Annotated in this window: 21 protein-coding genes and 1 pseudogene; 8 read left to right on the top strand and 14 right to left on the bottom strand. The window is 39.7% G+C overall.

Features of this window, described 5'->3' with window-relative positions:
• Positions 1–104 precede the first annotated feature (104 nt).
• From AACU25_RS07615 to AACU25_RS07590, 6 genes are all read right to left on the bottom strand, one after another.
• Complete coding sequence (locus tag AACU25_RS07615; RefSeq protein ID WP_096574615.1) at positions 105–329, bottom strand: hypothetical protein; 225 nt, start codon at positions 327–329, stop codon at positions 105–107.
• Between the two features lie 100 nt (positions 330–429).
• Positions 430–669 carry an asr0689 family protein gene (locus AACU25_RS07610; protein WP_096574614.1) on the bottom strand — a complete coding sequence of 80 codons (240 nt, stop codon included), beginning with the start codon at positions 667–669 and terminating at the stop codon, positions 430–432.
• Positions 670–772: 103 nt separating this feature from the next.
• On the bottom strand, positions 773–1,732 hold the full coding sequence (locus AACU25_RS07605) for a hypothetical protein (RefSeq protein WP_096574613.1): 960 nt from the start codon (positions 1,730–1,732) through the stop codon (positions 773–775).
• Between the two features lie 1,190 nt (positions 1,733–2,922).
• Positions 2,923–4,944, bottom strand: coding sequence for an AAA-like domain-containing protein (locus AACU25_RS07600; RefSeq protein ID WP_096574612.1), 2,022 nt, complete (start codon positions 4,942–4,944; stop codon positions 2,923–2,925).
• Positions 4,945–4,954: 10 nt separating this feature from the next.
• Complete coding sequence (locus tag AACU25_RS07595) at positions 4,955–6,250, bottom strand: AAA-like domain-containing protein (protein ID WP_096574611.1); 1,296 nt, start codon at positions 6,248–6,250, stop codon at positions 4,955–4,957.
• A 181-nt stretch (positions 6,251–6,431) separates the two neighbouring features.
• Positions 6,432–6,821, bottom strand: a complete 390-nt coding sequence (locus AACU25_RS07590; RefSeq protein ID WP_190445610.1) for a hypothetical protein — start codon at positions 6,819–6,821, stop codon at positions 6,432–6,434.
• Between the two features lie 396 nt (positions 6,822–7,217).
• On the opposite strand from AACU25_RS07590, the gene AACU25_RS07585 reads away from it, so the two are divergent.
• Together AACU25_RS07585 and AACU25_RS07580 are read left to right on the top strand one after the other, a co-directional pair.
• On the top strand, positions 7,218–7,967 hold the full coding sequence (locus AACU25_RS07585) for an alpha/beta fold hydrolase (protein WP_096574609.1): 750 nt from the start codon (positions 7,218–7,220) through the stop codon (positions 7,965–7,967).
• Between the two features lie 323 nt (positions 7,968–8,290).
• Positions 8,291–8,722, top strand: coding sequence for a hypothetical protein (locus AACU25_RS07580; protein ID WP_096574608.1), 432 nt, complete (start codon positions 8,291–8,293; stop codon positions 8,720–8,722).
• Between the two features lie 48 nt (positions 8,723–8,770).
• On the opposite strand, the gene AACU25_RS07575 is transcribed toward AACU25_RS07580, so the two are convergent.
• Both AACU25_RS07575 and AACU25_RS07570 read right to left on the bottom strand, forming a co-directional pair.
• Entirely contained in the window at positions 8,771–9,283 is a 513-nt protein-coding gene (locus AACU25_RS07575) for a DUF3122 domain-containing protein (RefSeq protein WP_321206582.1), read from the bottom strand.
• Positions 9,284–9,501: 218 nt separating this feature from the next.
• Entirely contained in the window at positions 9,502–9,894 is a 393-nt protein-coding gene (locus AACU25_RS07570; protein ID WP_096574606.1) for an MAPEG family protein, read from the bottom strand.
• Between the two features lie 382 nt (positions 9,895–10,276).
• Between AACU25_RS07570 and AACU25_RS07565 the strand changes: the two genes are divergently transcribed.
• Positions 10,277–10,768 (top strand): hypothetical protein, encoded by a 492-nt coding sequence (locus tag AACU25_RS07565; RefSeq protein WP_096574605.1) that lies wholly within the window; start codon positions 10,277–10,279, stop codon positions 10,766–10,768.
• 53 nt (positions 10,769–10,821) lie between these two features.
• Positions 10,822–11,229, top strand: a complete 408-nt coding sequence (locus AACU25_RS07560) for a hypothetical protein (RefSeq protein ID WP_096574604.1) — start codon at positions 10,822–10,824, stop codon at positions 11,227–11,229.
• A gap of 95 nt (positions 11,230–11,324) precedes the next feature.
• Here AACU25_RS07560 and AACU25_RS07555 read toward each other — a convergent pair whose 3' ends face one another.
• The 4 genes from AACU25_RS07555 to AACU25_RS07540 form a co-directional block, all read right to left on the bottom strand.
• The gene (locus tag AACU25_RS07555; protein ID WP_096574603.1) at positions 11,325–12,056 is read right to left on the bottom strand and encodes a hypothetical protein; all 732 of its coding nucleotides are present in this window, start codon (positions 12,054–12,056) and stop codon (positions 11,325–11,327) included.
• A 22-nt stretch (positions 12,057–12,078) separates the two neighbouring features.
• Positions 12,079–14,160 carry an acylase gene (locus AACU25_RS07550; protein WP_096574602.1) on the bottom strand — a complete coding sequence of 694 codons (2,082 nt, stop codon included), beginning with the start codon at positions 14,158–14,160 and terminating at the stop codon, positions 12,079–12,081.
• 137 nt (positions 14,161–14,297) lie between these two features.
• Positions 14,298–14,702 (bottom strand): ExbD/TolR family protein, encoded by a 405-nt coding sequence (locus tag AACU25_RS07545; protein WP_096574601.1) that lies wholly within the window; start codon positions 14,700–14,702, stop codon positions 14,298–14,300.
• Positions 14,686–15,339: a MotA/TolQ/ExbB proton channel family protein gene (locus tag AACU25_RS07540; RefSeq protein WP_045872869.1), complete on the bottom strand. Its 654-nt coding sequence runs from the start codon at positions 15,337–15,339 to the stop codon at positions 14,686–14,688. The genes AACU25_RS07545 and AACU25_RS07540 overlap by 17 nt, the downstream gene beginning before the upstream one ends.
• Positions 15,340–15,643: 304 nt before the next feature.
• On the opposite strand from AACU25_RS07540, the gene AACU25_RS07535 reads away from it, so the two are divergent.
• Positions 15,644–17,401, top strand: a complete 1,758-nt coding sequence (locus tag AACU25_RS07535) for an energy transducer TonB (protein ID WP_096574600.1) — start codon at positions 15,644–15,646, stop codon at positions 17,399–17,401.
• Positions 17,402–17,997: 596 nt separating this feature from the next.
• Here the strand turns inward: AACU25_RS07535 and AACU25_RS07530 are convergent.
• A complete protein-coding gene (locus tag AACU25_RS07530) occupies positions 17,998–18,753 on the bottom strand; it encodes a thioesterase II family protein (RefSeq protein ID WP_096574599.1) in 756 nt (251 codons plus the stop codon).
• Between the two features lie 300 nt (positions 18,754–19,053).
• Positions 19,054–20,592 (bottom strand): fdxN element excision recombinase XisF, encoded by a 1,539-nt coding sequence (xisF, locus tag AACU25_RS07525; protein ID WP_096574598.1) that lies wholly within the window; start codon positions 20,590–20,592, stop codon positions 19,054–19,056.
• A gap of 32 nt (positions 20,593–20,624) precedes the next feature.
• Here xisF and AACU25_RS07520 point away from each other — a divergent pair, with 32 nt between their 5' ends.
• The 3 genes and pseudogenes from AACU25_RS07520 (at position 20,625) to ltrA (ending at position 24,909) form a co-directional block, all read left to right on the top strand.
• Positions 20,625–21,539: a hydrogenase small subunit gene (locus AACU25_RS07520; protein WP_096574597.1), complete on the top strand. Its 915-nt coding sequence runs from the start codon at positions 20,625–20,627 to the stop codon at positions 21,537–21,539.
• Between the two features lie 123 nt (positions 21,540–21,662).
• Positions 21,663–22,406 (top strand): annotated as a pseudogene (locus tag AACU25_RS07515) (nickel-dependent hydrogenase large subunit); the annotation flags it as partial.
• A 613-nt stretch (positions 22,407–23,019) separates the two neighbouring features.
• On the top strand, positions 23,020–24,909 hold the full coding sequence (gene ltrA / locus AACU25_RS07510) for a group II intron reverse transcriptase/maturase (RefSeq protein WP_199347133.1): 1,890 nt from the start codon (positions 23,020–23,022) through the stop codon (positions 24,907–24,909).
• Position 24,910 lies beyond the last annotated feature (1 nt).

The following is a 24,910-nucleotide window of genomic DNA, read 5'->3' as shown; positions in this document are numbered from 1 at the left end:
AAAACTCAATAACTAATGGAAAATCTTCAACTTTTAAAGGTCACAAGTCAAGTGTTTTAAATAAATGACTAATGACCAATTGCTCGAGGTAAACAATTAATAATCTATTTGGTTTTGAAATCTTTTAATAGGAATGGCATGGTTGCACCTGTGGCTAGACTAGATATGACGATTGGTAACCAGAAAGGCATTGATGTCTGTTCCAGCAGTAATAAGATTAAGGAATTGATACCAGTTGCGATCGCAATTTGTCGCACAAAATGTATGGGGTCGCGTAGTAGCCGACCTTTGAAAAATAATTTAGCAGAAAACCACCCAAGTTCAAACATGATACCTCCTAGTTATTGGCATGAATTCATAGCATTTATCAACCCAGAATAACGCACGAATTTTCTAATTTTTATAGCGAAAATTTTGTGCAATTATGTACTATGAATTTGTGAACAAATTTAGTACAGCTAATCCTAATAGAATCCCAGGAATTACACCAGCAGGGCCAAACAATCCGCCCAACATAGCAGAAAACTTATAACCTATATCTTTGCCAGCTAGTAGTATGCCGCCAATAGCACCGCCAAGCATAGATAAGACAGTTGCAATCATTACCCACACAATCACTGTAGCGATATTTAGGTTACCAGATGCTAAACTGGTGAGGAAATTACTCATGATCTCTCTCCTTATTAGTCTTTCTTGGAATAACGAATAAATTGTTAATTGCTAGTGAATACACAGTACACAAACTGATAAATAGTAACTGTTAATGCCAAACTTATTGCTGATGGTAATTTGTAATATCTGTAACAGTTTTTTGGACTAATTTGGCTATTAATTGTGCTTGTTTTAAATGTTGGTACTGACTGAAAATTTCCCAAGCTTCTTGATAGTAAGCGCGAGACTGTATTGCTAGCTGTGGGCGATTATCTGATAAGCTACGGAGAGCGTTGGCTTTATTAGCAATTGTATGAGCGTATTCGATAGGTGTATCTTGCCGATTACGTACCTTTAAGGCTTCATCATAAGCTGCGATCGCGCGTAAGTTATTCTCTAAAGGATGGGCAGTTACTAAATATTGCCAAGCGTTACCCAGATTGTTCTGCAACATGGCATATTCTCTAGGATGTTCGCTCAACTTGATATGCTTCAGCGCCACAAGCAATGATTGCACGGCTAATCCCTGGTGGAAGTATTCTCGTGCTGAAGCGAGAGGCATAGAAAGGTAAGCGATCGCAAGATTGTTGTATAAGATGGCGTATTCTTGGGGATAATCTTGCCAAGTAAATACCTGCAAAGCCTGATGATAAGCACTGACGCTATCTACTATCCTGGCTAAATTGAAGGGTACTAGCGATTGCAACGCCAACCCCAAGTTCATCTGCACTTCTGCCACTTCTGCTTTGACAGCGAACTGCTGTAATATGGGCAATGCCTCGTCATAAGCAGCTTTCGCTTGCAGCAGCAGTTGCGGACTGACATTCGGAATTCTCTGTAGTGCCTTACCCATCCCTACTTTAGCCTTAGCTTTGAGTAGAGGATAGTCTTCACCGCACATTTCATAAATCCGATAATAGAGAGAAATTACATTCCGCAAGTCTTTGGCAGTAGGATGCTTTTTTTGCCAGCCTAATGCTATCTCAAGCAGCATCTGAATTTGCTCTTCTGTAGTTGCTGACTCAGATACAATGGCTGCTATTGTCGCCTTCACTACTGAATCTGTAATGTTAGGATTCATAACTACCGTAATCTGGCTGTTGGGGAATTAAATGTTTAAAGCCTAAAAAAGATGAAGAGATACAAGCATCTATCATCTAGGGCTATATATAGTCAGCTGATTTACGCAGATAGTGATTCTGTGAAGCAGAATTCCCTTGGTTTCCCCTTTTGCCTTTCCCCTTGAACCCTTAACTAAACAAACTCTCCCTGTTTCCAAATAAGATATCTAGGATTTGTTCAAGCTAAAATTAAGGGTAGGGTGAAAAAATAAGATGCTTTCTATCTTGTACCTGAAAATAAGAATTATCATCCCAGGAAAAGTTTGTAAATTGGGCAATTTCTCACAACATACAAATATCTTTACCCGAAATAATTATTCTTGCAAAGTGAATGATTGAGGATTGCTATAGGTGTTTGTACCAGGAATCTGCTCAACACTCCTTAGATATAAGCTATCAAGATTTTTAACTATAAAACAAGATATTGGCAAATTTCTAGGGGATATTTGCCAATATTCAGACAAGTTTCAATACATTCAATATTTAGCTAGGAATTTTGTATCGTCTGCCAACAAAAAATAAAAGTTAATCATGAAATATTCCCATACATTATATGCAACTAATGCATATATGTCATGAAAAAACCAACATTATTGATATGCTTAATTAACATGATATTGCAATCATACCTGAAACTATGAAGCTTAATTTCTTTGTATATTCTAGTTTTAGTAAAAAGTTCAATTATAAATGTGAAATATCAAAATTATCTTGGTCTAAATATTATCCACATTTTTGAAAAAAAAGCTGTTATGCATAGAACCTTTTGATGAAAATTATAGTTACGGATATTTTGTGATAATTACATTAATAATCATGATTTTGTGCTTTAGCGTATATAATTAAAAAACCATCTCTTGATAATGAGAGATAAATATTGAGAAACAGGTGATACGCTACAATACTTATCACCTGAATCATGCATAGTAACCAATAGAAAAACACATAGTCTATGACTAACGTACTATGGCTACAGGGTGGAGCTTGTTCGGGCAACACCATGTCCTTTGTGTAAATGCTATAGAATAAATCATATAACTATTGGTGGCGAGTATCTTGCCCGCTACATAGTTAAAATACTCTGTGGTTTTGGTTGCGTCGCATCTAGCAATTTCATGAATTCTCAAAGGTTTATTGTTGAAAATTATACCTAATATTTTGAAATTGTCAGAGAAAAACTATAAGATAATGTTTGTTTGTTCTGAAAACCCCATCTAGCAAATTCAGGCTCGTACTCATAACGGAATACATTCTCTAGTTGCTTGCTTAACTGCATTTCTAAACTTTGGGGATTATCATATATTCTATTATTTTCATCAATAGCACGTAAAACTTTGATACTGCCGTCATACCTAATTTCTACTTCTAACTTTAATTTTTTTTGCTGCTGATCATTTAAAAGTGATGATACCAGAGTGTTTGGTACTGAAATTATTTGACTATTTTCAACTAATCGAGGGATAAAAACAGGAATTTTACTATCTTCAGTATTTAACAATTCTGTTGAATTAGGTGTAATGCTAAATCTTAAATCTGTTTTCAAGTCACCACTATTAAAAATAGTATTCACAGGCAATTGATTAATTGTTCTTAAAATATTTTCGTTATTGCCAGAATTAAACCAGTTATTGCCAATATTTTTTTGTAAAAACAAAATTTGAGAAATTAGAATTACAAAAGGAATACCCAAAATCAGCATTAATAACTTAATATAATTATTTTTGTAATATTCATGAATAGCTTGGGCTTTAGATTGAGAAAGCTTAGATGATTTAACTCTGGCATCTTCTGGGTTGTTTGATGCTACCTTGTTTGTCTTTTCTTTTGTTTCTTTAACTTTTGAATTAGTAAAAATTTGATTATCAAAATTAATACTGTTTTTGCTAATATTATTCGCTAATAAGCTAGCACAAAGGAATTCATAATCTACAAAACTCAATGATTTACCATCAGCCCATTGCCATGCTTTATACAAGGCTGCTTCTGGTAATAATAATTGTGAATTATTAATCCGACCAGATTGTATCCATTCTTGTAACTGTTCTGCATAAGGACAACCAAGTTTTTCTAATGTTTTAGTAATCCATTTTTGATTAAAAACAGATGCATAAATATAATTATAGATTTTCAATCTACCTTGGTTTTTGACTAATCCAGATAGTAATAAATCTGTTGCTTCTTGGCTATTATCATATTTAACTATCTTACCCTCTAAAATAGTTCTATATAAATGCAAAACCCCAATTGCATTCTGACTCCTCAAAATGCGTTCGCTAATTGTTCTTAAATGTTCTGGCTCATCTTGATATTCCCAATTCTCAATTATTTTTTCACCTACAATATTTTTGACCCATTGTTGTTCTTCACCCAGACGCGGATGTTCGGAGAGGTTCACAACTAGATCACAGATTTTTTGTGTTAAGAATGGTTGCCCACCAGTTAAACTTAAAATATCTTTGAGAACTTTTTTAGCTATTTCCAAGCTAGAGAACTTTTTAGCCAAACCTTTTGCTAAATGTTCGGCTTCTGAAAAATGAAAACCTGATAATTCAATCGGTCTACCAAGATTAAAGGGTGTATGATTTTTATCTTGAATTAAATTTGAGGGAGTAGTCACGCCTACTAAGGCAAAACTTAAGCGTTTATATTCTGGTGTGTAAGAACGTTTGCTATGACAAGTTTTGATAATCCCAAAAAATTCATCTGTAGGAAAATCTAGGCATTTAACAAAATCTATTTCATCTATAAAAATGACAATTTTCTGAGAAGTAGATTTTAGCAATTCATCGAGAAATAAACTTAATTGATAAGCAGATGATAAATCTTTGTGTTTCTCCCACCATTCTTTGTGAATGATAGGATTATTCATTTGTAGATTCATCATTAAAGAGTAGGCAATGCCTTTATACCATTGCTGATAATTCAATTGAGAACCAATTTCTGTGAGGTCAATTACAGAACATATTATTCCTTCTTTTTGTAAGCGATGTATGGTATGTACTCTCAAGCTAGATTTACCCATCTGCCGAGAAGAAAATACATAACAAAATTCACCCGCTTTTAGTGCATTAAACAGGTTATCATCTGCTTTGCGTTTAACATAAGTGGGAGCATCGTGAGGTAAGCTACCTCCTACTTGATATCTATAAATTAAAGTCTTTTCTGCTGACATAAGCTATCTCTTAATTCAACCAAACACGAAAATAAAGACGATATAATTGGCATCGAGGTTCTACATTATTACCTGATAAACGAACTAATCCCATTCTATTTAATTGACGTACTTGTTCTGGGTTTAGCAATATTGGTTGATTCGCCTGTACAAGATTTTTCATGGCTGTAATTAGATGCGGTTCTTGTTTTAGTTTCACCCAAATTTCCCAGAGATGATCGGCATATAATCCTGATGGGGTTGCAGCCGTATTTAAAACTTCTTCTAGTTTGATATGTGGCTGGTTTTTGATATGCAGTAATGCTTTCTGAACTAAGTAAGGATGTCCCCCTACTAATGCCATTAATTTCTCTACTTGCTTGTCATGCCAATTTAATCCGTATCTAACTGCTAACTCTTGTACTTGTCCTTTGGTAAACTCTGGTAACTCAATTATTTGTCCAACATTAAATGGTGATTGGTTAATATTTAAAGGAATATAAACATCTGTGCTATAGGCAAGTATGATTCTTAAATTTCGCCATTGATTGCCATTTCTTCCTTTTTCATGCCAAGCTCTTAACAGTCCAAAAAAATCAGATGCTAGACTAGTATAGGGAAAGATGTGATCGACATTATCTAAGCCGAGAACTAAAGGAGTCTTTAGGTTAGCCAAGATATAATCTTGGAAATAAACGCTACATCTCATATTAGAAGAAAGAGTTTTATCCCAATAGATATCCATTTTGGTTGCACCGAACAAAGCGTAACCTATAGTATTACAAAACCAATAGTTTAAGGCTTCTATATTACTCAAAACTTCTTGATCTGCTTCGAGAAAATTTATATTAATCGCTGAATATCCTTGTGATTGGGCATATTGTAAAATGTTTTTTAATAAATGAGTTTTACCCGTTAAACCAGGACTTTTGATTCTGATTAAAGCAGAAGGTTGTAATATTTCTCGGTGGCATATCGATTCAACTTGTGGTAAATCAATATATTGTTCAGAATTAAAAGGTACTTGTGGAGTAAAATTTGTAGAGATTTTATTTCTCACTAGTTCAGGTTTATATTTGGCAAATAAGCTAATTAATTCACTGCGTCTGGAACGGCGTTCATAAGATTCTTCTTCTTTTAAACCAAATAATTGACAAATTAAAGAAATTTGCCTTCTCACTGTTCCTGTTTCAATTTTTAGAGCTAAAGCAATTGCTTCATCTGTTTCCCCAGAGAGGAGTTTAAGTAAGATTTCTTTGCGTTTGGGCGAACGATTGAGTTGTTTAAATTTTTCATCTAAATCTTTATGATCCATAATTGTAGGCATAGAATATTTCTAATTAATAATGTAAGTAAATACTGATGTTGGGAAAGTTAGACTATTAAATTGCACTTTTTTCCAAAAATGTCATTCATCCTTTGTATAAACTTGGGGATGAAAGGTAGAAGCACCAATGATAATGAGATGTTTCCTTTTCGGGGTGCTTAAATTGATGAGATATATTTAATTATTTTCGGAAGTAATTCATTAACCGAATTACTATATCCACTGATATCCGCAAAGTATCTACACAATTGCGAAGAAATGTAGACAAAGCCGCACAAATCACAAATGTAAAAAAGGCACAAGCTATAATCAACCCTGCCACTTCATTAGTTTTGGCTAACTCAATGGCTTTATCCAGTAGTAAAGGTAGATTTGGGGTTTCTGCTTGGGTTGTATAACTTTGTATTGTAATATCTGAATTTTTTCCGGATTTGCCTTCGCTGCTTTTGAAGACTACATTTAACAGGTTTTGATTGTTGTTAGTCCATTGGTTCATAGTTGGTAACTGACTCCAGAACATTTTTGCTGTCGGATACTGAGTATTTGAATCAGAGCTAAATATGTTACTCATCCGAGTTACTCCTTTCAAAACTTGATTAACGAAATGTTTGTTTGTTCTAATGCCAGCACGGCCATGCTGGCATTTTTGCATAGAATTCATGAGGTACGATGAGAGTAAAAGAGTATTCATATGCATACTCTTTTACTCTCATTTCTGTACTTATTTCACATCTACTGAGCAAAATAGTCTGTTCCGGAAAGAAAACTACGGTTTTTTATTCATTTGTATAAAGAAAATAAGCAATATATAGATGAAGCATCTATATATTCACTTGCATATATCTGCGCTATTATCATCCAGATGACTACTGAATTATTCTTAATGGAAGGAGGCGATCGCACAGCTTGCTTTCCCAAAAGATACACTAGTTAGCAGTAATTTCGCTTGGTTACTGAATTACTTGATATGAGCCTTTTTTGTCTAGTTCACGGTGCCTTACAAGGGACTTGGTGTTGGGATTTACTAATTCCCTACTTAGAAGCACAGGGTCATCAGACCGTAACAATGGATTTACCAATTGAAGATCCATCCGCGACTTTATCCGAATTTGCGGATGTGGTAATTCAAGCGCTACCGAAAACTAACGACGATATCGTACTAGTTGGGCATTCAATGGCTGGTACGATCATTCCTCTGGTTGCAGAAGTAGTAAAAGTGCGTCAATTAGTTTTTCTAGGGGCGCTGCTTCCATCTCCTGGAGTCAGTACCATCGACCAATTTGCTCATTATATTGATGCTGATACGCTGAAATCATTCAATTATCAGCCAAAAGAACCAAGTCTACTAGAGCAGTTCCATTCGGAACCTAATATGTATGAACCAGCTTCTTTAGGGAAGGATTATTCAGATCCAGCAGTATTAATGGAATTTTTCTATCATGACTGTCCGCCAAACATAGCACAGTGGGCACTCTCAAAAAGTCGCCCGCAACAATCTCTGGCATATATTTTTGAGACTAATCCTCTAAAAGCTTTGCCAGAAGTTGAGCGCCAATATATTGTATGTACAAATGACCGAATCATCTCTTCTACTTGGTCGCGCTACGCTGCACGCCACCGCTTAGGAGTCGATGCGATTGAAATACCTTCTGGACATTGCCCTCATTTGTCTTGTCCTGAACAACTAGCATCAATATTAATAAATATAAATTCGTAATTCGTAATTCGTGATTACTAAAGTCCGTGAGGTTAAAGTTTTCTTCTTTCTCTTTAGCCTTCTTAAACTCATCTGTTCTTAAGTTGTGCGATCGCATCCGGCAAGATACCCAAGGCTACACAGGCGGAACAGCACCTGCTACAAAAGAAAGAAACATCGCTAATTCAATCCTTTTCCCTTTTCCCCTTTCCCTTTCCCCGTATTGATTCCGAGTACGCCTTGTAATTCTGTGTTGCCAAACGATTCTCCCACTTGTAAAACTATGTTGTGCCGTTTTATCTAGAAGGCATTACAATACGAACGTTAATTAGGAGATAGCTATCATGGGCGAATCAAAGCGTAGAAAACAGCAAGAGGAGAACTACGGACAGGTTAAAAATCCTGTCAAAAATCTGATGAAAATCGTTTGCCCGTTTTTTGAAGATTACGAGCAATTTCAAAATCTCGATGCTGATAAGATATCGTTAATGATAGCGAAAGAAGGTTACAAAGAAACGGGCTTAAAGGGAATAATCTTAAAAGGATTTCTAGCAGAACATTTAGTTAAAGATTATCCTCCTGAAGCTGAAATTATAGAAGGATTTAAACAACATGGAAATATTTATGTGACTTCTACATTAGCATTAACTTATTTGGAAAATTCTCATCATAAAGAGGAAAATATTCAAAATTTCGAGAATTATAACCCATTAAATGAATTTATACGTATTGAAAGTGATGCTAAAAAGTACGATATAAATTTAGTGAGAGTATAGCAATTTGGCTGGCTTTCTCTAAAAGACTGGTTTAGACCTTTGCAATAATTAATCAATCTCTGTCACTAACCATTGCCACTCAGTTACTATGGTGTTGGGTATGTTTAGAACTAGTGGCTTTTTAGCAGAGATGGGCAAATAAAGTTTAAGTGCGTCTGTTGTTGGTAATTTAGGTAAAATATTTGTTAATTCATATTCGCCTACATTGGGTGCAGGTGTATTCAAAGCATAAGCATCGGATGCTAAAAGCAATTTTCCATTTGCTGTCTCAATTTCTAATGGTTGGGGGTGAGCAATTTCCACCACACCAGGAAACCCCACCAAGCGCAACCTTAAATCTGGAACTACACTATTGTAATTTTGTTTAAATAACAGCACTTGCCAAGTATATCCAAATTCATCTTTGATAGATACTTGGGAATGGTAACGCAAGATACCAGGTGAATCGTGATGTTGACGAAGTAGCGCCTGTGCTGATTTCACGCCTAATCCACCAAAGGTAAATGCTAGGACGATTGACAGAGTACAACACCAAAAATATTGCCAATATTTTTGTTTCATGAGACACATACACTTAATTTATTTAAGTGGGCAATCAAGAGTATCTTATTGAGGCCATTCTCATCAAATACTCATGGGCTTAAATGATTTGGCAGTTTTTTTGATAGTAATAAACTGATGATAAATTAAAAGCGATCAACAGTGGAAGAAGTCACCGACCAAGTGCGTAGACGCTCTGCGTCTTGTCGATAGACATCGCTTCTCATTCTACAAATGACTTATGAATGCACCAGAGACAAGATGCAACCAACGAGCGCACCTAAAAGTAGCACTACACTACTGAAATTACTGATGATAAAGCCAATCATACGTTTTTCAGCAGCCTGATAGTATCCCCAAGCATAAATCACTCTACCTATAAGCCAGATAGCACCCATTGCAGCACCCCACAACGAGTTGACGTAGAAAGAGAATATCCATAAAGCGGGAAGGAACAAAACCATTTGCTCTATGGTATTTTGCTGGACGCGCAGCACTCGTTCAAAGTTAGCATCTCCTGTCATTTGGGGAGGTAGAACTTTATACTTAGCTCTCGCTCGACCAACATTAATTGTGATTACCAAGTACAGCAGCAATGACAAAGTAGTTATCAGACTCGTCCAGGGCGACATATCAATAAATATCTTTGGGTACCAAAAAAGTATAGTTCCTTGGTTTCATAATTGAGCATTTCCCACAAGCAAATGTCGCTAAAATAAGACTTTTGGGTGTTAGGTGTCAGGTATTGGGTGTAACTCTTGAATTTATCGAGGTGGTACTAACTTGTCAGCTTGACATTTTTATAGTACATTTGTACGCACAAGAGAAACCCTTATCCCCACTTTTAAAGTGGGGATTTTATTAATTAATGTACCCAATGCCTACAACATCAAGCAATTGGAGCAATTTTAGCGTTCAGCTCCGCGTAACTATCGATATATCGTAAACCGACGCTAGATTAGTAATGCCAGTCACATCATCAACTAATATGCCTTGCTGGGAGGAGATACAGCTATGACATATACCATGCACGACGCTTTAGAAGTAGCAAAATTGGCTACTGCTGATATTGAGGCTTGGCTGCGCTCTCAACTAGAAACCATTGATATTGTTAATGTTGAGGATGATCCTCAATTTCAATGCAGAGATATTGACCTCATCTGGAAAACACACAATGGCGAAACTTTAATTGAGATTAAAGGCGACAGATGGAATAAAACCCGTAACTTGTTTTTTGAAACCCACAGCAATTTAGAGAAAGGAACTCCTGGCTGCTTCTTGTACACTGAGGCAGACTGGCTTTTTTACTATTTTGTCAATACTCGCCAACTGTACAAACTACCAATGCCTAAAACACGGGAGTGGTTTTTAATTACTATGCGACGTTTTCAGGAACGTTCCACGAAAACGCCTGTGGGAAGTAACTATTACACAACCGTGGGGCGACTGGTGCCGATTGCGGTAGTTATGCTGGAAGTACCAGGAGTAAAAATTGAGCAGCTATAGCAGGTGCGATCGCTCAAATACCAATTTTGTATAAATTAACACATATATTTAAGATGACGCATAATATTTCAGACAAAGATATAGAGTTATTAATCATTGGTAAATGGCCATATGAATATCAAGGTTTTTCATATCATATAGAATTTAAAAGGAATTTTACTTATGAATTAACTGTCAAAGGGGAAAAATTAATTACACAGTTAGCGATGGGTTTCTTAAGTCAGCAATTTTATGGACGCTGGTATGTCAAGGATAGTACAGTGTATCTCATAGATAACCAAATACCGAATTCATCATTAAATTCAGATTCGGTAGTAGATAAAATATCAGTTGGTAGAATGTTCTCTAATTTTTTTGCTATTCAAAATCCTGATAAATTGGAGATATTTTCAATTGATAAAAAACATATGTCTATTAAAATGAAAACAAATTCCTACTTAATTATTTTTCGGGAAAAGTGAATGCCTTACCTGGATTAAAGAACTAAGCCAAGATGTATATCAAGGACAATTGTCAGGCGATTACAACAATCCATTAGTTGGAGAGTTGCAAAATTTTACTGATTGTTCAAATCACTAGCTTTCAGTATTGTCATAGTTGCTTGGGAAGATAAACCAACACAAGCTGCTAATTCTTCTAATGCCAAGCGTTCGCGTGCGTTTGTATTTAACATTTCTGTTGCAGCTGCAACATAGTCATGATTCGCCAAGCTAACCTGATGAGTAACAGTAACTTGGGGATTTAAACTAGCAATCCGCTCAGTTTTTGTTCCAGCAATGGCAAGCTGTTGCATTTTATAGACGGCAATTTTCGTAGCTTGTTGGGCTTGTAAGTAAGCTAGATAGGATTGTAAAACTGCTAGGCGTTTTTGCTGTTTGGCTTCTTGCCAACGAGCTTCTCTTAGGGGTAATTCTTGAATAATGTTCAACAGTTTGATGGGATCAAATGTTAATGCCATCCCAAAGCTGCGTTCGCTTTCGGATGATATTTCAGGTAAGTTGTAATTAGTTGTGGTTTGAGATGGCGAAAATTCTATACTTAAAACATCAGTGAAAGCGCGCCATCCCATCGCCGCTTTTGCTTCCCGTACTTGTGAAGACTGACGCTGTGCGATCGCTACTAATTGCTCAATAATTTTTAAATCGCGATCGCTAATTTCAGTCTGCAGCATTTGGGGTTCATTATTCAGCTGTTTGTCTTCTGATAACGCTGGTAAAGGCAAACTCATCAGCGTTATCAAAAGCAGAATCTGACAACTGTAGTGACAGGTTTTCGATGCATAACTCATAGTCTATAACCGGGCGAAGCTCTTAAAAAGTTTTGCGTTCCTCCAGATTTGCTAATATCTCTGGACGAGTTCGCCAAATAGGACGCAGTTGCTTGCGTGCAAATAGCGGTAGTTGATCGGTAATGTGGGGTGAACCTGGTTGAGTAGCGTTACCATAACTGAGTAAAGCCATCGCTTTAACTGGTTGCGAGAATTCAATAGCTGCAACATAACTATCCCCAGCCACTGCTTGAAAGCGTTCATCTTTAGCAGGAGCAAAATAGAGGGTGCGGAATATACCTTGATCCCCATCACCACCATTGGCAGGTAAATCTAAGTTACCGCTACGCACGCGGAAAACTTCACCCCAAGCCACATCTAGCTTGCCATAAGCTTTTTCGACTTTTGTTGCTGCTATTTGTAAGGCTTTTGCTGCACTTTCTGGATCTTTTAAACCATCGGGTGTGGTGCGGGGAGATTTCTCACTCCAAGGAATACTAAAGATTTCCCCCTTAGACATTTCTTGCCACCACAAGGAAAACAACACTGCACCACGACTATCAGCATCAGCATTGCGATCCCAAGCAGCCAAAATATCAGCAGCACGTCGAGTTAATTGATTGCCTGATTTTTGCGCGACGGGAATTAAATCATCAAGGATACGTTCTGCAAGTTCCATATTTGTAGAATGCTTATACTGAATCATTTCCGCAAAGGAAATTTGGTCATCTTCAGCTAGCATCTTTGCAGAACTCTGGGCACGGAAATCCATTTCTCCACGTGGAGCCATATAAGCAGGGTAATCATCAGCTTTGATCGCAGCGGGAAAAGTAGTTGTCCAAGGTGGATCGTTGGCATTTTGTAACCAACCGCTAGGCGGGTCAATTACACGTGGTAAATCCTGGTACAGGTGCATTGTTGTCCATAAAGTTTTGGAGGTGTCACCAGGAATTAAGCCTTGCCAATATTGAAAGTCTCCCTGTTGTCGAATCGGTACCAAACCATTGAATAGGTGCATGATATGCCCTTTTCGGTCTGCATACATGACGGTAAACATTGGCAGTTGTAAGCGTTGTAATACTTTTTGGAATTGGTCGAGGTTTTGGGAAACCGCCATATCCCACCATTGTTCCAATACCCCAGGACGATCTAAACCAACAACCCGCAGTGCTAAAGCTTTACCCTCTTTTTCCTGTACTACTGCACCGTGGACAGAACTTTTGACTAACAAAGGTTGTTCAACAAGGGAGCCATTTTTTTGTTTAACCTTTAACAAGAATTTTTCTGTGGTAAAGGGGCGAACTTTGCCATCTAAAAGATAACCACCATTAGACAACTTCAAGTCATACAGATCCCAACCATCATGAGTATTGACGGTGTGAGTCCAACCTAAGTTATCGTTAAAGGCGATCGCTAAAACTGGAATCCCTACCAAGCTTGCGCCATAAGCATTCATCCCTGGGGCCGTTACTTGTGCTTCATACCAAAGAAATAAATCTGACCATAACAAGTGGGGGTTTGCCAGTAACATCGCTTTACCACTAGCTGAATGTTTTGGTGCGATCGCCCATCCATTAGAACCAGCTTTTGGTTGAGTTTGGGTATTATCTGCTACTTGCTCTTGGTTAACAATAAAAGTAAAGTACAGCACTCTTTGCAAGTGTGCCAATACATCTTCTGGCTTTACAGGTAATACGATTTCGACTTCATCATCAATTAGATCAGGATGTGCATTTGCATAAGTATTTATCCCATTAGCAAAGGCATTTATATAACTTCGGAAAGCTGGACTTTGTGCCTGATACCAAGAATTAGCACGATTAGGTACTCCCATCGTTACTACCCATTTATCAGACTCTAAATAATCTTCTCCCCAGTACTCGGCTGCTTTCCCCCTAGCTTGACCATAAAGGCGCAACAGCAAGTTAGCGTGACTTTGCATCTGCGCCCAACCAAACGCCCGAAAAGCACTTTGAACATCTTTACCATATATATGCGGTATACCGTAGTTATCCCACAATATTTCTGTAGTTCTCGGCGCAGTTGCAAAGCTGTTATTGCCCAAAACTACAACCAAAATTGCACAGAGGATAAAGGCTAAAAATCTCGACAATTTTCTGTTCATGGGAGTTGGGTATTGGGGACTAGGGACTAGGGATTGGGGACTCGGAAAAGCAAGGGGCAGGGAGCAGGGAGCAGGGGAGAAAAAACAAACACCAAACCCCAAACACCAATTACCGATTACCAATTACCAAACCCCAACTAAGGCTTTTGAGTCGCAATAGCTAACCTTGCACCTTTAACCTGACGCACTTGATCCATAATTGTGACAATCTCGCCATGTTCAACTTTGCGATCAGCGTTAATAACAACAATTGTGTCTGGGGTAGAACCAACCAAAGTGCGTATCTGCTCTGTGAGTGCATCAACTGTTGTTGGCTGTTTATTCAAGCTAATTTCGCCGTCTGATTCGACTGTCACTGTAATTTTTGTAGGAACTTGTGACTGTTGGGAAGTTGCAGCTTGAGGTAAGTTGACGGGTAACCCCTCTTGGCGTGTGAGAAAAAGGGTAGACATGATGAAAAACGTCAAGATAGCAAAGATGACATCAATCATCGGCACAATATTAATTTGTGCGGGTAGATCCGGTTCATCTTGTAGACGCATAGACTTTGTCTCCTCGTTCATAACGACGGCGGTACAACAGTTCTAATTGCCCACCATATTCTTGAATCAACCCAGTTTGACGTTGAGCCAATCCGCGAAAAGAATTAGCAAAGAACAGGGTGAAAATTGCCACAATTAAGCCGGAAGCTGTAGAAACCAACGCTTCACTAATTCCCGATGTCACACCTGCGGTTTTTGTCCCACCAACATCACCAAGATTGAGGGAAGCGAATGAAACAATCAAACCTAGTACTGTACCCAACAATCCAAATAGTGGTGAAAGTCCGATGATTGTGTCAAAAATTGTGTTGAACCGTTTGATAATCGGCAGTTCCGCTTGTGCTTCGCTTTCCAGCGCTAACCGAAACTCTTCTGGAGTCGGTTCTTCCAATTCCAAAGCTGCTAGGAAAATCCGGGGAATTGGTAAATTTGCATTCTGACGGGACTTTTCGATGGCTCCCACCACATTATCCATCCGATAGAGATTAAGAATCTCTCGTACTACCTTGGCTTGGCGGGTATTGACTCGATACCAAAACCGCACACGCTCAACAATCAAAGCTAGTGCCACAACAGAGAACGCAAGCAGGGGCCACATTACCACGCCACCTGCGGCAAATAAGTTTTTTATCCCCATAAATCCTTTAGTTTAATTTCAATGGATATGCTGATGCCATCAGTTTCCAGTGGAGTTGAGATATACTCTCAACTGAGAATTATAGAGTACTGCGAATACTTCTCAACATGAAGTAAAAATATAATGACAGAAAATTAGTAAATTATTCAAGTGCTAGTGCTGTAATTGCTCTTGTATAACAGTTTTTTGCCGTTACTTTTTGAAAAAGTTACGCAAAAGTAATGTCAGAATCTTTATAGATATTGATTGACTTTTACATCGTGACACTTTAACCTTTTTAGTGAGAATAGATGGCAATATACTTATGAGCTTCTCCGGCACCACTTTCGAGCAGCGTGAGAAAGAGACAAAGGCGCTTAAAGGTTTTCTGGTTTTGAGTCTAATAGGTTCCCTTGGTTTCCACGTAGCAGTACTGGCTTCAGGGGTTGGTAATTACTTCTCCAGAGTGTCCCCAGTTGAAGAGGAACCCATCGAGGTCGCAGTTATCGACACTCCAGAAGATAAAAAGCCGGAGCAGTCTCCCCAAAAGCTTGAAGTTAACGAAAAAGCAGAGGTTCTGACAAGTTCAACGAATAATTCTAAAACTGAAACTATTGTCAAACCTGAGAACCCAGTAAAACCAGTTCCGCTTCCTGCCAAAGTGGAATTACCACCTCCCCAGCCTAAGCAACCTGTTGTAGCAGAGCCACCTATCCAAAAGTTGGTAGAGAATTTGCGGAAACCTATCGAGCCAATCAAACCTCAAGTTCAGCCAGCGAAACCAGAAACAAATGTCGCCCAAAAGCCTGTTGATCCAGTTCCAACGAAAGCCGTTGCTCTAGCTAACACAAATCCTACTAATTCTGGTAATTCCAGCAATAATTTACGCGATACTCTGCGAGGTATTAGAAACTCTAGTAGGAGTCAGTCGGTTGCTACCAATAACGTCAGCACTTCCACAACACCAGGAAATGGTGCGCCTGGTGGGGGTGGTGGTGGTGGTGGCGGCGGCGGTACATCAGTCTTAACTGCTAACGGAATTGGCAATATTGGCGGTTCTGGTACGGGTACGGGTACTGGTAACGGTTCTGGTGTTGGTAGCGGTACTGGTTCTGGTACAGGTAGCGGTAGCGGTTCTGGTGTCGGCAGTGGTTCCGGTTCTGGTACAGGTAGCGGTAGCGGTTCTGGTGTCGGCAGTGGTTCCGGTTCTGGTACAGGTAGCGGTAATGGTTCTGGTGTCGGCAGTGGTAATAATGGAGGAGAACGAATAGCTACCACATCCACAACGCCAAAATTACCCAGTAGTGGCGATGGTCGAGCTGCTTGTGAAGAATGTAACGTTAGATACTCCGAAAGAGCTAGACGGCGCAAGGCAGAAGGAAGAGTTGCCGTAGCTGTTGATACAGATGCTAATGGTAAGGTTACTAATGTCAGACTGATTGGTTCCAGTGGTGATAGAGACTTAGATGAAGAACATCTCCGTCAAGCTAGGAACTGGAAACTCAAGCCCTCCGAAAGTGGTAGACAAGGAGTCCAAATAGCTACAGAGTATGCAATACAAGGTTCGCGTCGCCACAGTCAAGTTAGGAAGCAGCAGCAGGAACGAGAAGAACGCCAAAGACAACAGCAAACAGCAGCTTCTTCAAATAACACCTCTAGTGAAGAAACACCACGGCGCAGGCGGCGTATAGAAGCTGCTGTTTATGGGGGTAACGATGTTCCTGTAACATCAACAAGACAGCGACGCAATGTAGAATCTGCATCCGAGCAAACCGCTACTAGCAGTAGGGAATCAAGACTCAACCGTAGATTACGGCGCGCTAATACCGCAGAAGCAACACCAACAAGGGTAAGAAGTTCTGAAGGAGAAAATTCTCTTAGTAATCGCCTACGCCGCAGACAACGGGAAGTTACGGCTGATGTGAGAACATCAGGAGAAACACCACAACGTCTGAGAAGACGGCGACGAGCTGTGCAACCATCTTCGCAACCATTAGATAGTGCTAGTCGTTTGCGAAATGCTCTGCGTCGGAGCAGTGAGGCTGCGCCTGCGGCTGTACCTAGCCCAGGTGCATCACAGTAGGGTGATTTGGAATACTTGTCGGTCAAGGGTAAAAGGGGAAGGGCAAAAGGGGCAAGAAAAAACCTTTAACCCTGACCCTTTCAGCTTTTCCCTAAACCAAATTAAGAGTTGAAAATCCTTAACCGAGCAGTATTGAGGTGATTTAGAATTAGGTGAAATTGACACTTATGGGCTCTGCCGTGCCCCTACAATCTGTCGCATTCTTTATGCAAATTTGTATAAATTTTGGACTGATAAAATTGGGCTATAAGTAAATAATTATGAATTCGTAGTAGAGCTTCTACTAATTCGATTATACCAAATCAAATAATGTTGGCGGCAGATAAATCCTTTGTCAGGGCACGGCATCCGCAATCTTTTGGCATATCAAATATCTTATACCATTTCACGAAATGCCTGATACAAATGATTAATCTCTAATTCTTTCCCCCTGCCCCCTGCTCCCTGCCCCCTGCTGCCTATTTGTATCAATCTTAAAGTGAAACGGTATTACTGGTGCCGTGCCCCTACACATCTGTCGCGTTCTTTTTTCAAAATGGTATTAGTCATTGATATTTTTTAATTAATACCTTTTAAATTAAAAATTAAATTCATAATCAATTAGATAAGTATTTCGTTAATGTTTCTAATAAAAGAAGTTGGGCAGAATGTATAAAAAAGTGATCACCAGGGAACATATTTAATGAAAAATCAGCTTTGGTATGCTCTTGCCATGCTTGTAGTTCATCAAAACTAACTCTTGTATCTTCTAATCCGCCAAAAGCGGTGATGGGACATTCTAAAGGTGATTCAGCCTTATAAATATAAGTTTCTAGAACTGCAAAATCAGCCCGTAAAATTGGCAGAAATAACTCCATAAGTTCTGCATTTTCTAACACTTCTGAAGGTGTACCGTTGAGGTGACGCAATTCTTCTATAAAGTCTGCTTCTGGAAGATTATGGATTACTGCTTCTGAGCTAGGGAGGTGCGGTGCGCGACGAGCAGATATAAATAAATTTACTGGAAGAATCCCATATTTTTTACGAAGTAAACGTGCTAACTCAAAGCTGACCCAAGCACCCATACTATGCCCAAAAAAGGCGAATGGTTTATCTAAACATGGGTATATATGAGATGCGATCGCATCTACAAGCGGTTCTATTTTACTGAATGGTGGTAACTGAATTTGCCTGCCTCTACCAGGAATTTCAACTGCACAAACTTCTACATTTGATGGTAGATAATTTGACCAATTACGAAAAATTAAAGAGCTTCCACCCGCATAGGGAAAGCAAAATAAACGCAAATTCGCTTGTGGTTTAGGCTGATGACAAACTATCCAAGAGTTAAAATTTGAGCTATTTGTACTCATAAAACTGAACTATATTCTTAAATTAAATATTTTTAATTTTGATACAATAAACTAAAATATTGGACAAAACTTTATCCAAATTATAATCTTAAATTATACCAAGCTCATACCATTATTTTTTTTGATTAAATTTATTCTTGATGTGTTTCCATAAACCTTGTTCGTAGAGAACAGAAATTTTGTGGCTCAAAGCTAATCTAAATTTATAGATAGATAACGCTACAAATGAGAATAGAATCGGATAAGGAATTTTGGTTGCGTCAATTAGAAGAATACCGAGAACTTGTTCGTCAAAGAAAACTAAAGAAACTCAATACTCAAAACAACCCTCCCATCAATAACAATACGACGGACAAGTTTGTTTAGGATGCGTTTTTTATCCTCTGATGTGCGGCTTTCCCAGTATTCGCGATCGCGGAACATTTGCACTAACTCTTCTCGCACTATCAGGCTACGTTTTGTAATGTTTTCATGGAGACTTAAAATATTAGCAATTTGGTCACGGATACCATCTTTGGCTTTCTCTACAAAAGGATTACTAGGTATCTTCTCCAAGGCTGCTAAACTTTCGCGCAGTTCTTGCACTTCTGTTGGTTCGGGATTTTTATCTTCTTCAAAATCTACCATTCCCGCTAGCCTAGTAGCTTCATTGACTAGCAAATCAGCTACCTGAGCATCTAAGCTGTGACTATTCAGCATTTCCTTGGCATCGCAACGTCTCAGAGCATAGTAAGTACATTGATAGTAAGCTGTATATTCTCCATTGCGATCGCGCCGGGATGACATCCGAGTTAATGCACCGCCACATCTACCACACTTCAATAAATTAGCAAATGGGTTGATATCTTCTTGACGTGCAGCCCATTTATTATGGCGATTTTGACGAATCTGGCGTTTGATTTGTTCGTGTTGTTCACGGCTAATTATCCCCTCATGGGTATCCCAATTGCAATCCCATTGATCGAAATGGTTGATTTGTTTACCTGATGGACTGGATGTGGTGACGTTAAATGGTGTTCCACCTGCGTGTACAGGATTAACTAAGAAGTTTTTTAACCCAGCTGGCGACCATTGCAAGCCAGTCCAAGGGTATCTTTGATAAGTTTTTCTCTGATTTTGTAATAAATCAAATTGCTCAATATCATCAGGCATAATCCGATGATTATCTTTTAATTTTGTACTCTTTCCGTCTACTTTCCCACTTACCCCAAACATCTCATTTAAGAGATTGCAGGTTTTTCTCACACTACCGCAACTATCAAATATTTCAAATATAAATAAAGCCAATTCCCAAACTCTAAAACTTCTTTTCCCTTCTATCAGGGAAACGCACCAGCTTTCATCTTTGACATAACAATCATTCATTACCTTCCAGCCAAAGGGCGCAAACCGATGGCTTTTTCGCTGCACCATACGATGCTTGCGTTCAGCAGATACACGGCTGGATAACATTTTGATTTCAAATTTACTTGCAGCTAGCAAAATATCTATTGTCAATTCACCACCCAGACTTTCTGTATCTATGGTTTGGTCGAGTGCTACTAGCTTGATACTTTTACTGCGTAATACTTCCAGCAACGAGTAGAACAGTTTTGATGATGACCCAATGCGGTCAATTCTGGTAACTACTAAATCGCTGACAATACCCTTGGGCGATGTTTTTAAATCATCAATTAATTGCTGTAACCCAGTCCGTACTTCAGTGGTGCGACTTTGAATATCCCAATAAAAGCGATCGCATCCAACATTCTTACCTCTTTCTAGCTGTTTTTTAAGCGCGTTGCGATCCTCTTGTTGTTCAATCGTCGAAACCCGACCATAAAACCATTTTTCGCCCATATTGCCAAAATTTATTCTATAGTGACTATAATATGTCCTTTCTCAACGCTGAAGAACCGACAGTATGCGATTTAATTGCGGACTTCGGCATTAAAGTACTTTGGCATCCCTCCTTGGGTTTGGAACTGGGCGATAATTTACAACAACTACTCCAAGATTGCATTTCCGGGAGAATTACCCTAGATATCTTGGTTTTTGAAGGTACTGTTGTCAACGCCCCCAACGGCACAGGTGAATGGAACCGCTTTGCCGATCGCCCCATGAAAGATTGGTTAACAGACCTCGCCCAAGCTGCTAGTTTCATTGTGGCTGTAGGAGACTGTGCTACCTGGGGAGGTATACCAGCTATGTCACCCAATCCTAGCGAATCTCAAGGGTTGCAATTTCTCAAGCGTGAACCCGGTGGTTTTTTCGGCAAAGACTTCCGCACTAAATCCGGCTTACCCGTAATTAACATTCCCGGATGTCCCGCCCATCCTGATTGGATTAGTCAAATTTTAGTGGCGATCGCCACCGGACGCTTAGGCGATATTACCTTAGACGAACTCAACCGTCCGCAAACCTTCTTTAAAAGCTACACCCAAATCGGTTGTACCCGTAACGTCCACTTTGCCTACAAAGCATCTACTGTGGAATTTGGTCAACGCAAAGGATGCCTATTCTACGATTTAGGTTGTCGTGGCCCCATGACCCACTCTTCCTGCAACCGTATTTTGTGGAATCGGGTTTCTTCCAAAACCCGTGTCGGTATGCCTTGTTTAGGATGTACCGAACCAGAATTTCCCTTCTACGACCTCAAACCAGGAACCGTATTTAAAACCCAAACTGTCATGGGAGTTCCCAAAGAACTACCACCAGGAGTCAAACCAAAAGACTATGCCTTACTAACAATGGTAGCCAAAGACATAGCACCACCTTGGGCAGAAGAAGATATTTTCACAATTTAGGGAATGGGGCATTGGGCATAGGGCATTGGGCACGGGGCATTGGGCATTGGGTGAATAACCAATATGTTTGACCCTGGACTCTTGACCCTGGACTCTTGACTAATGACAAAGGACTAAGGACAAATGACAATTCAAACATTAGACATCTCGCCAGTTGGTAGAGTCGAAGGTGATTTAGATGTCCGGGTGGAAATTGAAGATGGATATGTAGTCAACGCCTGGACTCATGCAGAACTCTTTCGGGGATTTGAAATTATCCTTCGTGGTAAAGATCCCCAAGCCGGGTTAATTGTGACACCTCGCATTTGTGGTATCTGCGGCGGTTCTCACTTAACTTCTGCATCTTGGGCGCTAGATACACTCTGGGGTACAGAAGTTCCACGCAATGCGATTTTAGCGAGAAATTTAGGTCAAATTGTCGAAACCATCCAAAGTATACCCCGCTATTTTTATGGTCTATTTGCAATTGACCTGACTAATAAAAAATACCGCAATAGTCGGTTTTATGAAGAAGCCACCAAGCGCTTTGCAGCTTTCACAGGTACCTCCTACGAACTAGGTGTAACTATTTCTGCCAAACCTGTAGAAATTTACGCTTTATTAGGTGGTCAATGGCCCCATTCTAGTTACATGGTTCCTGGCGGTGTAATGTGCGCGCCTACACTCACAGACATTACCCGCGCTTGGTCACTATTAGAATATTTCCGTACTAACTGGTTAGAACCAGTATGGTTAGGTTGTTCCCTAGAACGCTATGAAGAAATTCAAACTTATGATGACTTCATGGATTGGCTAGATGAAGACCGCAAGCATCGGGAATCCGACTTGGGCTTATATTGGCGCATGGGTTTAGATATTGGTCTAGATGTGCGATTCGTTCGCTCGAAATGAGTAGAAATACTCAGGGATGAGTGACAGGTAAAAGAACTGGGTAACCAGAACAAAACCTGATAACTGACTGACCATGAAGGTGATTAACTCAGAAATCCTAGAGTACGGAGTTAAAAGTCCTTCCCCGTAGGTGCAACGGTGAAAGCATCACCCCCAGGTTTGCGACTAGCCATCAAAGCCTGAAGCGGGGTGAAAAGGAGGTAAAACTGGCAGCCTAAAACTGGTTCCCTTCGAGCAAGAACCTATGAGTAGCGAAAGCGAAGATGTGCCCAAACCATCGTTACAAGGAACCTCCGTAATAAGGCTGGCACGGAGGAGCCAAAAGGCAAAAGGATAAGGGGCTAGCAGATGTTTAGCTGACTAGCAGCACTCCCAATAAACCCGGTGGATAGCATCAACTCTAAAGGCTCAACCAATTGTCAATCGGAACGAAGTAACAAAGCTGTTTGCTCTTGGGTGGTCGATACCAAGCAGGTGCTAACCGTATGCAGCAGCTAGGAAAGATTGAGTTAGAAGCGAACGCCTTGGGTAATGCCAGGGATATGCTGACAAACTCACGGTGATTTGGAATGTAAAGTCATATTATGTAATGAATAAGTCTAAAACACGACAAGTCATAACTGAATCAAAGGAAGCAAGTGCCCCTCCCTTGAAGGACAAAGCAATTCCCCTAAATCAGGATGATAAATCGATGGTGGAATGGAGGCATATTAACTGGCGACAGCTAGAAAAACGTGTCTTTAAGTTGCAAAAAAGAATTTACAGAGCCTCATTACGTGGTGAAGTCAATGCAGTTCGCAGACTCCAAAAGACGTTGATGAAGTCTTGGTCAGCAAAATGTTTAGCGGTCAGGCGGGTAACACAAGATAACCAGGGCAAGAAAACGGCGGGTGTGGACGGTGTTAAGTCACTGACCCCAAAGCAACGTTTCGCCTTAGTTGCCAAACTAAAACTAGGCTCAAAGGTCAAACCTACCAGGCGTGTATGGATTCCAAAACCTGGTAAGGAAGAGAAAAGACCATTGGGTATACCCACAATGTATGACCGCGCCTTGCAAGCCCTCGTAAAAATGGCACTTGAGCCAGAATGGGAGGCTAAATTTGAACCGAACTCATACGGGTTCAGACCAGGACGCTCATGTCATGACGCTATTGAAGCAATCTTTAACAGCATCAATAAGAAGCCCAAATTCGTATTAGATGCTGATATAAGCAAGTGTTTCGATAAAATCGACCACTCGGCACTGCTAAAAAAATTAAATACATTCCCCACCATTCGCCGACAAATCAAGGCTTGGTTAAAAGCGGGGGTGATGGATAACAAGCAGTTTCAAGAGACATCTGAGGGTACACCGCAAGGTGGGGTCATCTCCCCACTCTTAGCAAATATTGCCCTCCACGGAATTGAAGAAAGAACTAAACAATTAGCCCAGACACTAAAGCTATACTACCCTAACGGGAAGATAATGGCAGCAAAGGATAAAATTAGTTCTCTCACTGTTGTGAGATATGCCGATGACTTCGTGATTCTCCATGAAGACATAACCGTTGTCCAAAGATGCCAGATAATCATATCTGAGTGGTTAAAAGACATGGGTTTGGAATTAAAGCCATCAAAAACACGCCTAACCCATACCCTCCACAAGTATGAAAATGAAAAACCAGGATTCGACTTTCTCGGTTTTAATATTAGGCAATTCCCCGTGGGTAAATACCACTCAAAACAAGGCTTTAAAACAATCATCACCCCCAGCGAAGAAAAGCAAAGGATACACTACGAAAGAATAGCTAATATCATCTATGACCATAAGGCATTGCCTCAGAAGGCACTAATTGGAAAATTAAATCCAATAATCAAAGGATGGTCTAATTACTATTCAACGGTCGTAAGCAAAGAAGCTTACTCCAGGTTAGATAATCTCATGTATCCAAAGCTGAAAGCCTGGGCACAACACCGCCACCCCAACAAAACAGGGAAATGGGTGTCAAAGAAATATTGGCACACAATCGGTGGTGATAACTGGGTATTTTCCACCCCGCAAGAAGGCAAAAACCCAATGCGACTTTTCGACCATGCCGACACCTCAATAGTTAGGCATATAAAAGTAAAAGGTGAATCCAGCCCATACAATGGCGACCTAGTTTACTGGAGTTCAAGAATGGGTACACATCCTGAAATGCCCAAAAGAGTGACAACACTTTTGAAAAAGCAGAAAGGAAAATGTACTCACTGCGGATTGTATTTCAAAATGGAAGACCTCCTAGAAGTAGACCACATATTACCCCGGAGTCAAGGGGGAAAAGACGAATATAAAAACCTTCAGGTACTTCACAAACACTGCCACGATTCAAAAACAGCCAAAGATGATTTGGGTGGAGGTATGCACTTGGACAAGCACCAAACCACTGAGGAGCCGTGTGAGGGGAAACTCTCACGCACGGTTTTGAAGACGAGTCGCTCTGGTGACGGAGCGGCTTAGT

Origin of the sequence: Tolypothrix tenuis PCC 7101 (assembly GCF_963874875.1) — a bacterium.
GTDB classification, from domain to species: domain Bacteria; phylum Cyanobacteriota; class Cyanobacteriia; order Cyanobacteriales; family Nostocaceae; genus Aulosira; species Aulosira tenue.
The sequence above is the reverse complement of the archived record's forward strand: the minus strand, read 5'-3'. Positions and strand labels throughout refer to the sequence as shown.

Coding starts and splice junctions, on each gene's coding strand:
- AACU25_RS07540 (WP_045872869.1), bottom strand. CDS start 15,339: ATGGGGATAAAAAACTTATTTGCCGCAGGTGGCGTGGTAATGTGGCCC.
- AACU25_RS07560 (WP_096574604.1), top strand. CDS start 10,822: ATGACGCATAATATTTCAGACAAAGATATAGAGTTATTAATCATTGGT.
- AACU25_RS07565 (WP_096574605.1), top strand. CDS start 10,277: ATGACATATACCATGCACGACGCTTTAGAAGTAGCAAAATTGGCTACT.
- ltrA (WP_199347133.1), top strand. CDS start 23,020: ATGAATAAGTCTAAAACACGACAAGTCATAACTGAATCAAAGGAAGCA.
- AACU25_RS07575 (WP_321206582.1), bottom strand. CDS start 9,283: ATGAAACAAAAATATTGGCAATATTTTTGGTGTTGTACTCTGTCAATC.
- AACU25_RS07590 (WP_190445610.1), bottom strand. CDS start 6,821: ATGAGTAACATATTTAGCTCTGATTCAAATACTCAGTATCCGACAGCA.
- AACU25_RS07610 (WP_096574614.1), bottom strand. CDS start 669: ATGAGTAATTTCCTCACCAGTTTAGCATCTGGTAACCTAAATATCGCT.
- xisF (WP_096574598.1), bottom strand. CDS start 20,592: ATGGGCGAAAAATGGTTTTATGGTCGGGTTTCGACGATTGAACAACAA.
- AACU25_RS07580 (WP_096574608.1), top strand. CDS start 8,291: ATGGGCGAATCAAAGCGTAGAAAACAGCAAGAGGAGAACTACGGACAG.
- AACU25_RS07520 (WP_096574597.1), top strand. CDS start 20,625: ATGTCCTTTCTCAACGCTGAAGAACCGACAGTATGCGATTTAATTGCG.
- AACU25_RS07595 (WP_096574611.1), bottom strand. CDS start 6,250: ATGCCTACAATTATGGATCATAAAGATTTAGATGAAAAATTTAAACAA.
- AACU25_RS07545 (WP_096574601.1), bottom strand. CDS start 14,702: ATGCGTCTACAAGATGAACCGGATCTACCCGCACAAATTAATATTGTG.
- AACU25_RS07605 (WP_096574613.1), bottom strand. CDS start 1,732: ATGAATCCTAACATTACAGATTCAGTAGTGAAGGCGACAATAGCAGCC.
- AACU25_RS07600 (WP_096574612.1), bottom strand. CDS start 4,944: ATGTCAGCAGAAAAGACTTTAATTTATAGATATCAAGTAGGAGGTAGC.
- AACU25_RS07550 (WP_096574602.1), bottom strand. CDS start 14,160: ATGAACAGAAAATTGTCGAGATTTTTAGCCTTTATCCTCTGTGCAATT.
- AACU25_RS07530 (WP_096574599.1), bottom strand. CDS start 18,753: ATGAGTACAAATAGCTCAAATTTTAACTCTTGGATAGTTTGTCATCAG.
- AACU25_RS07570 (WP_096574606.1), bottom strand. CDS start 9,894: ATGTCGCCCTGGACGAGTCTGATAACTACTTTGTCATTGCTGCTGTAC.
- AACU25_RS07535 (WP_096574600.1), top strand. CDS start 15,644: ATGAGCTTCTCCGGCACCACTTTCGAGCAGCGTGAGAAAGAGACAAAG.
- AACU25_RS07555 (WP_096574603.1), bottom strand. CDS start 12,056: ATGAGTTATGCATCGAAAACCTGTCACTACAGTTGTCAGATTCTGCTT.
- AACU25_RS07615 (WP_096574615.1), bottom strand. CDS start 329: ATGTTTGAACTTGGGTGGTTTTCTGCTAAATTATTTTTCAAAGGTCGG.
- AACU25_RS07585 (WP_096574609.1), top strand. CDS start 7,218: ATGAGCCTTTTTTGTCTAGTTCACGGTGCCTTACAAGGGACTTGGTGT.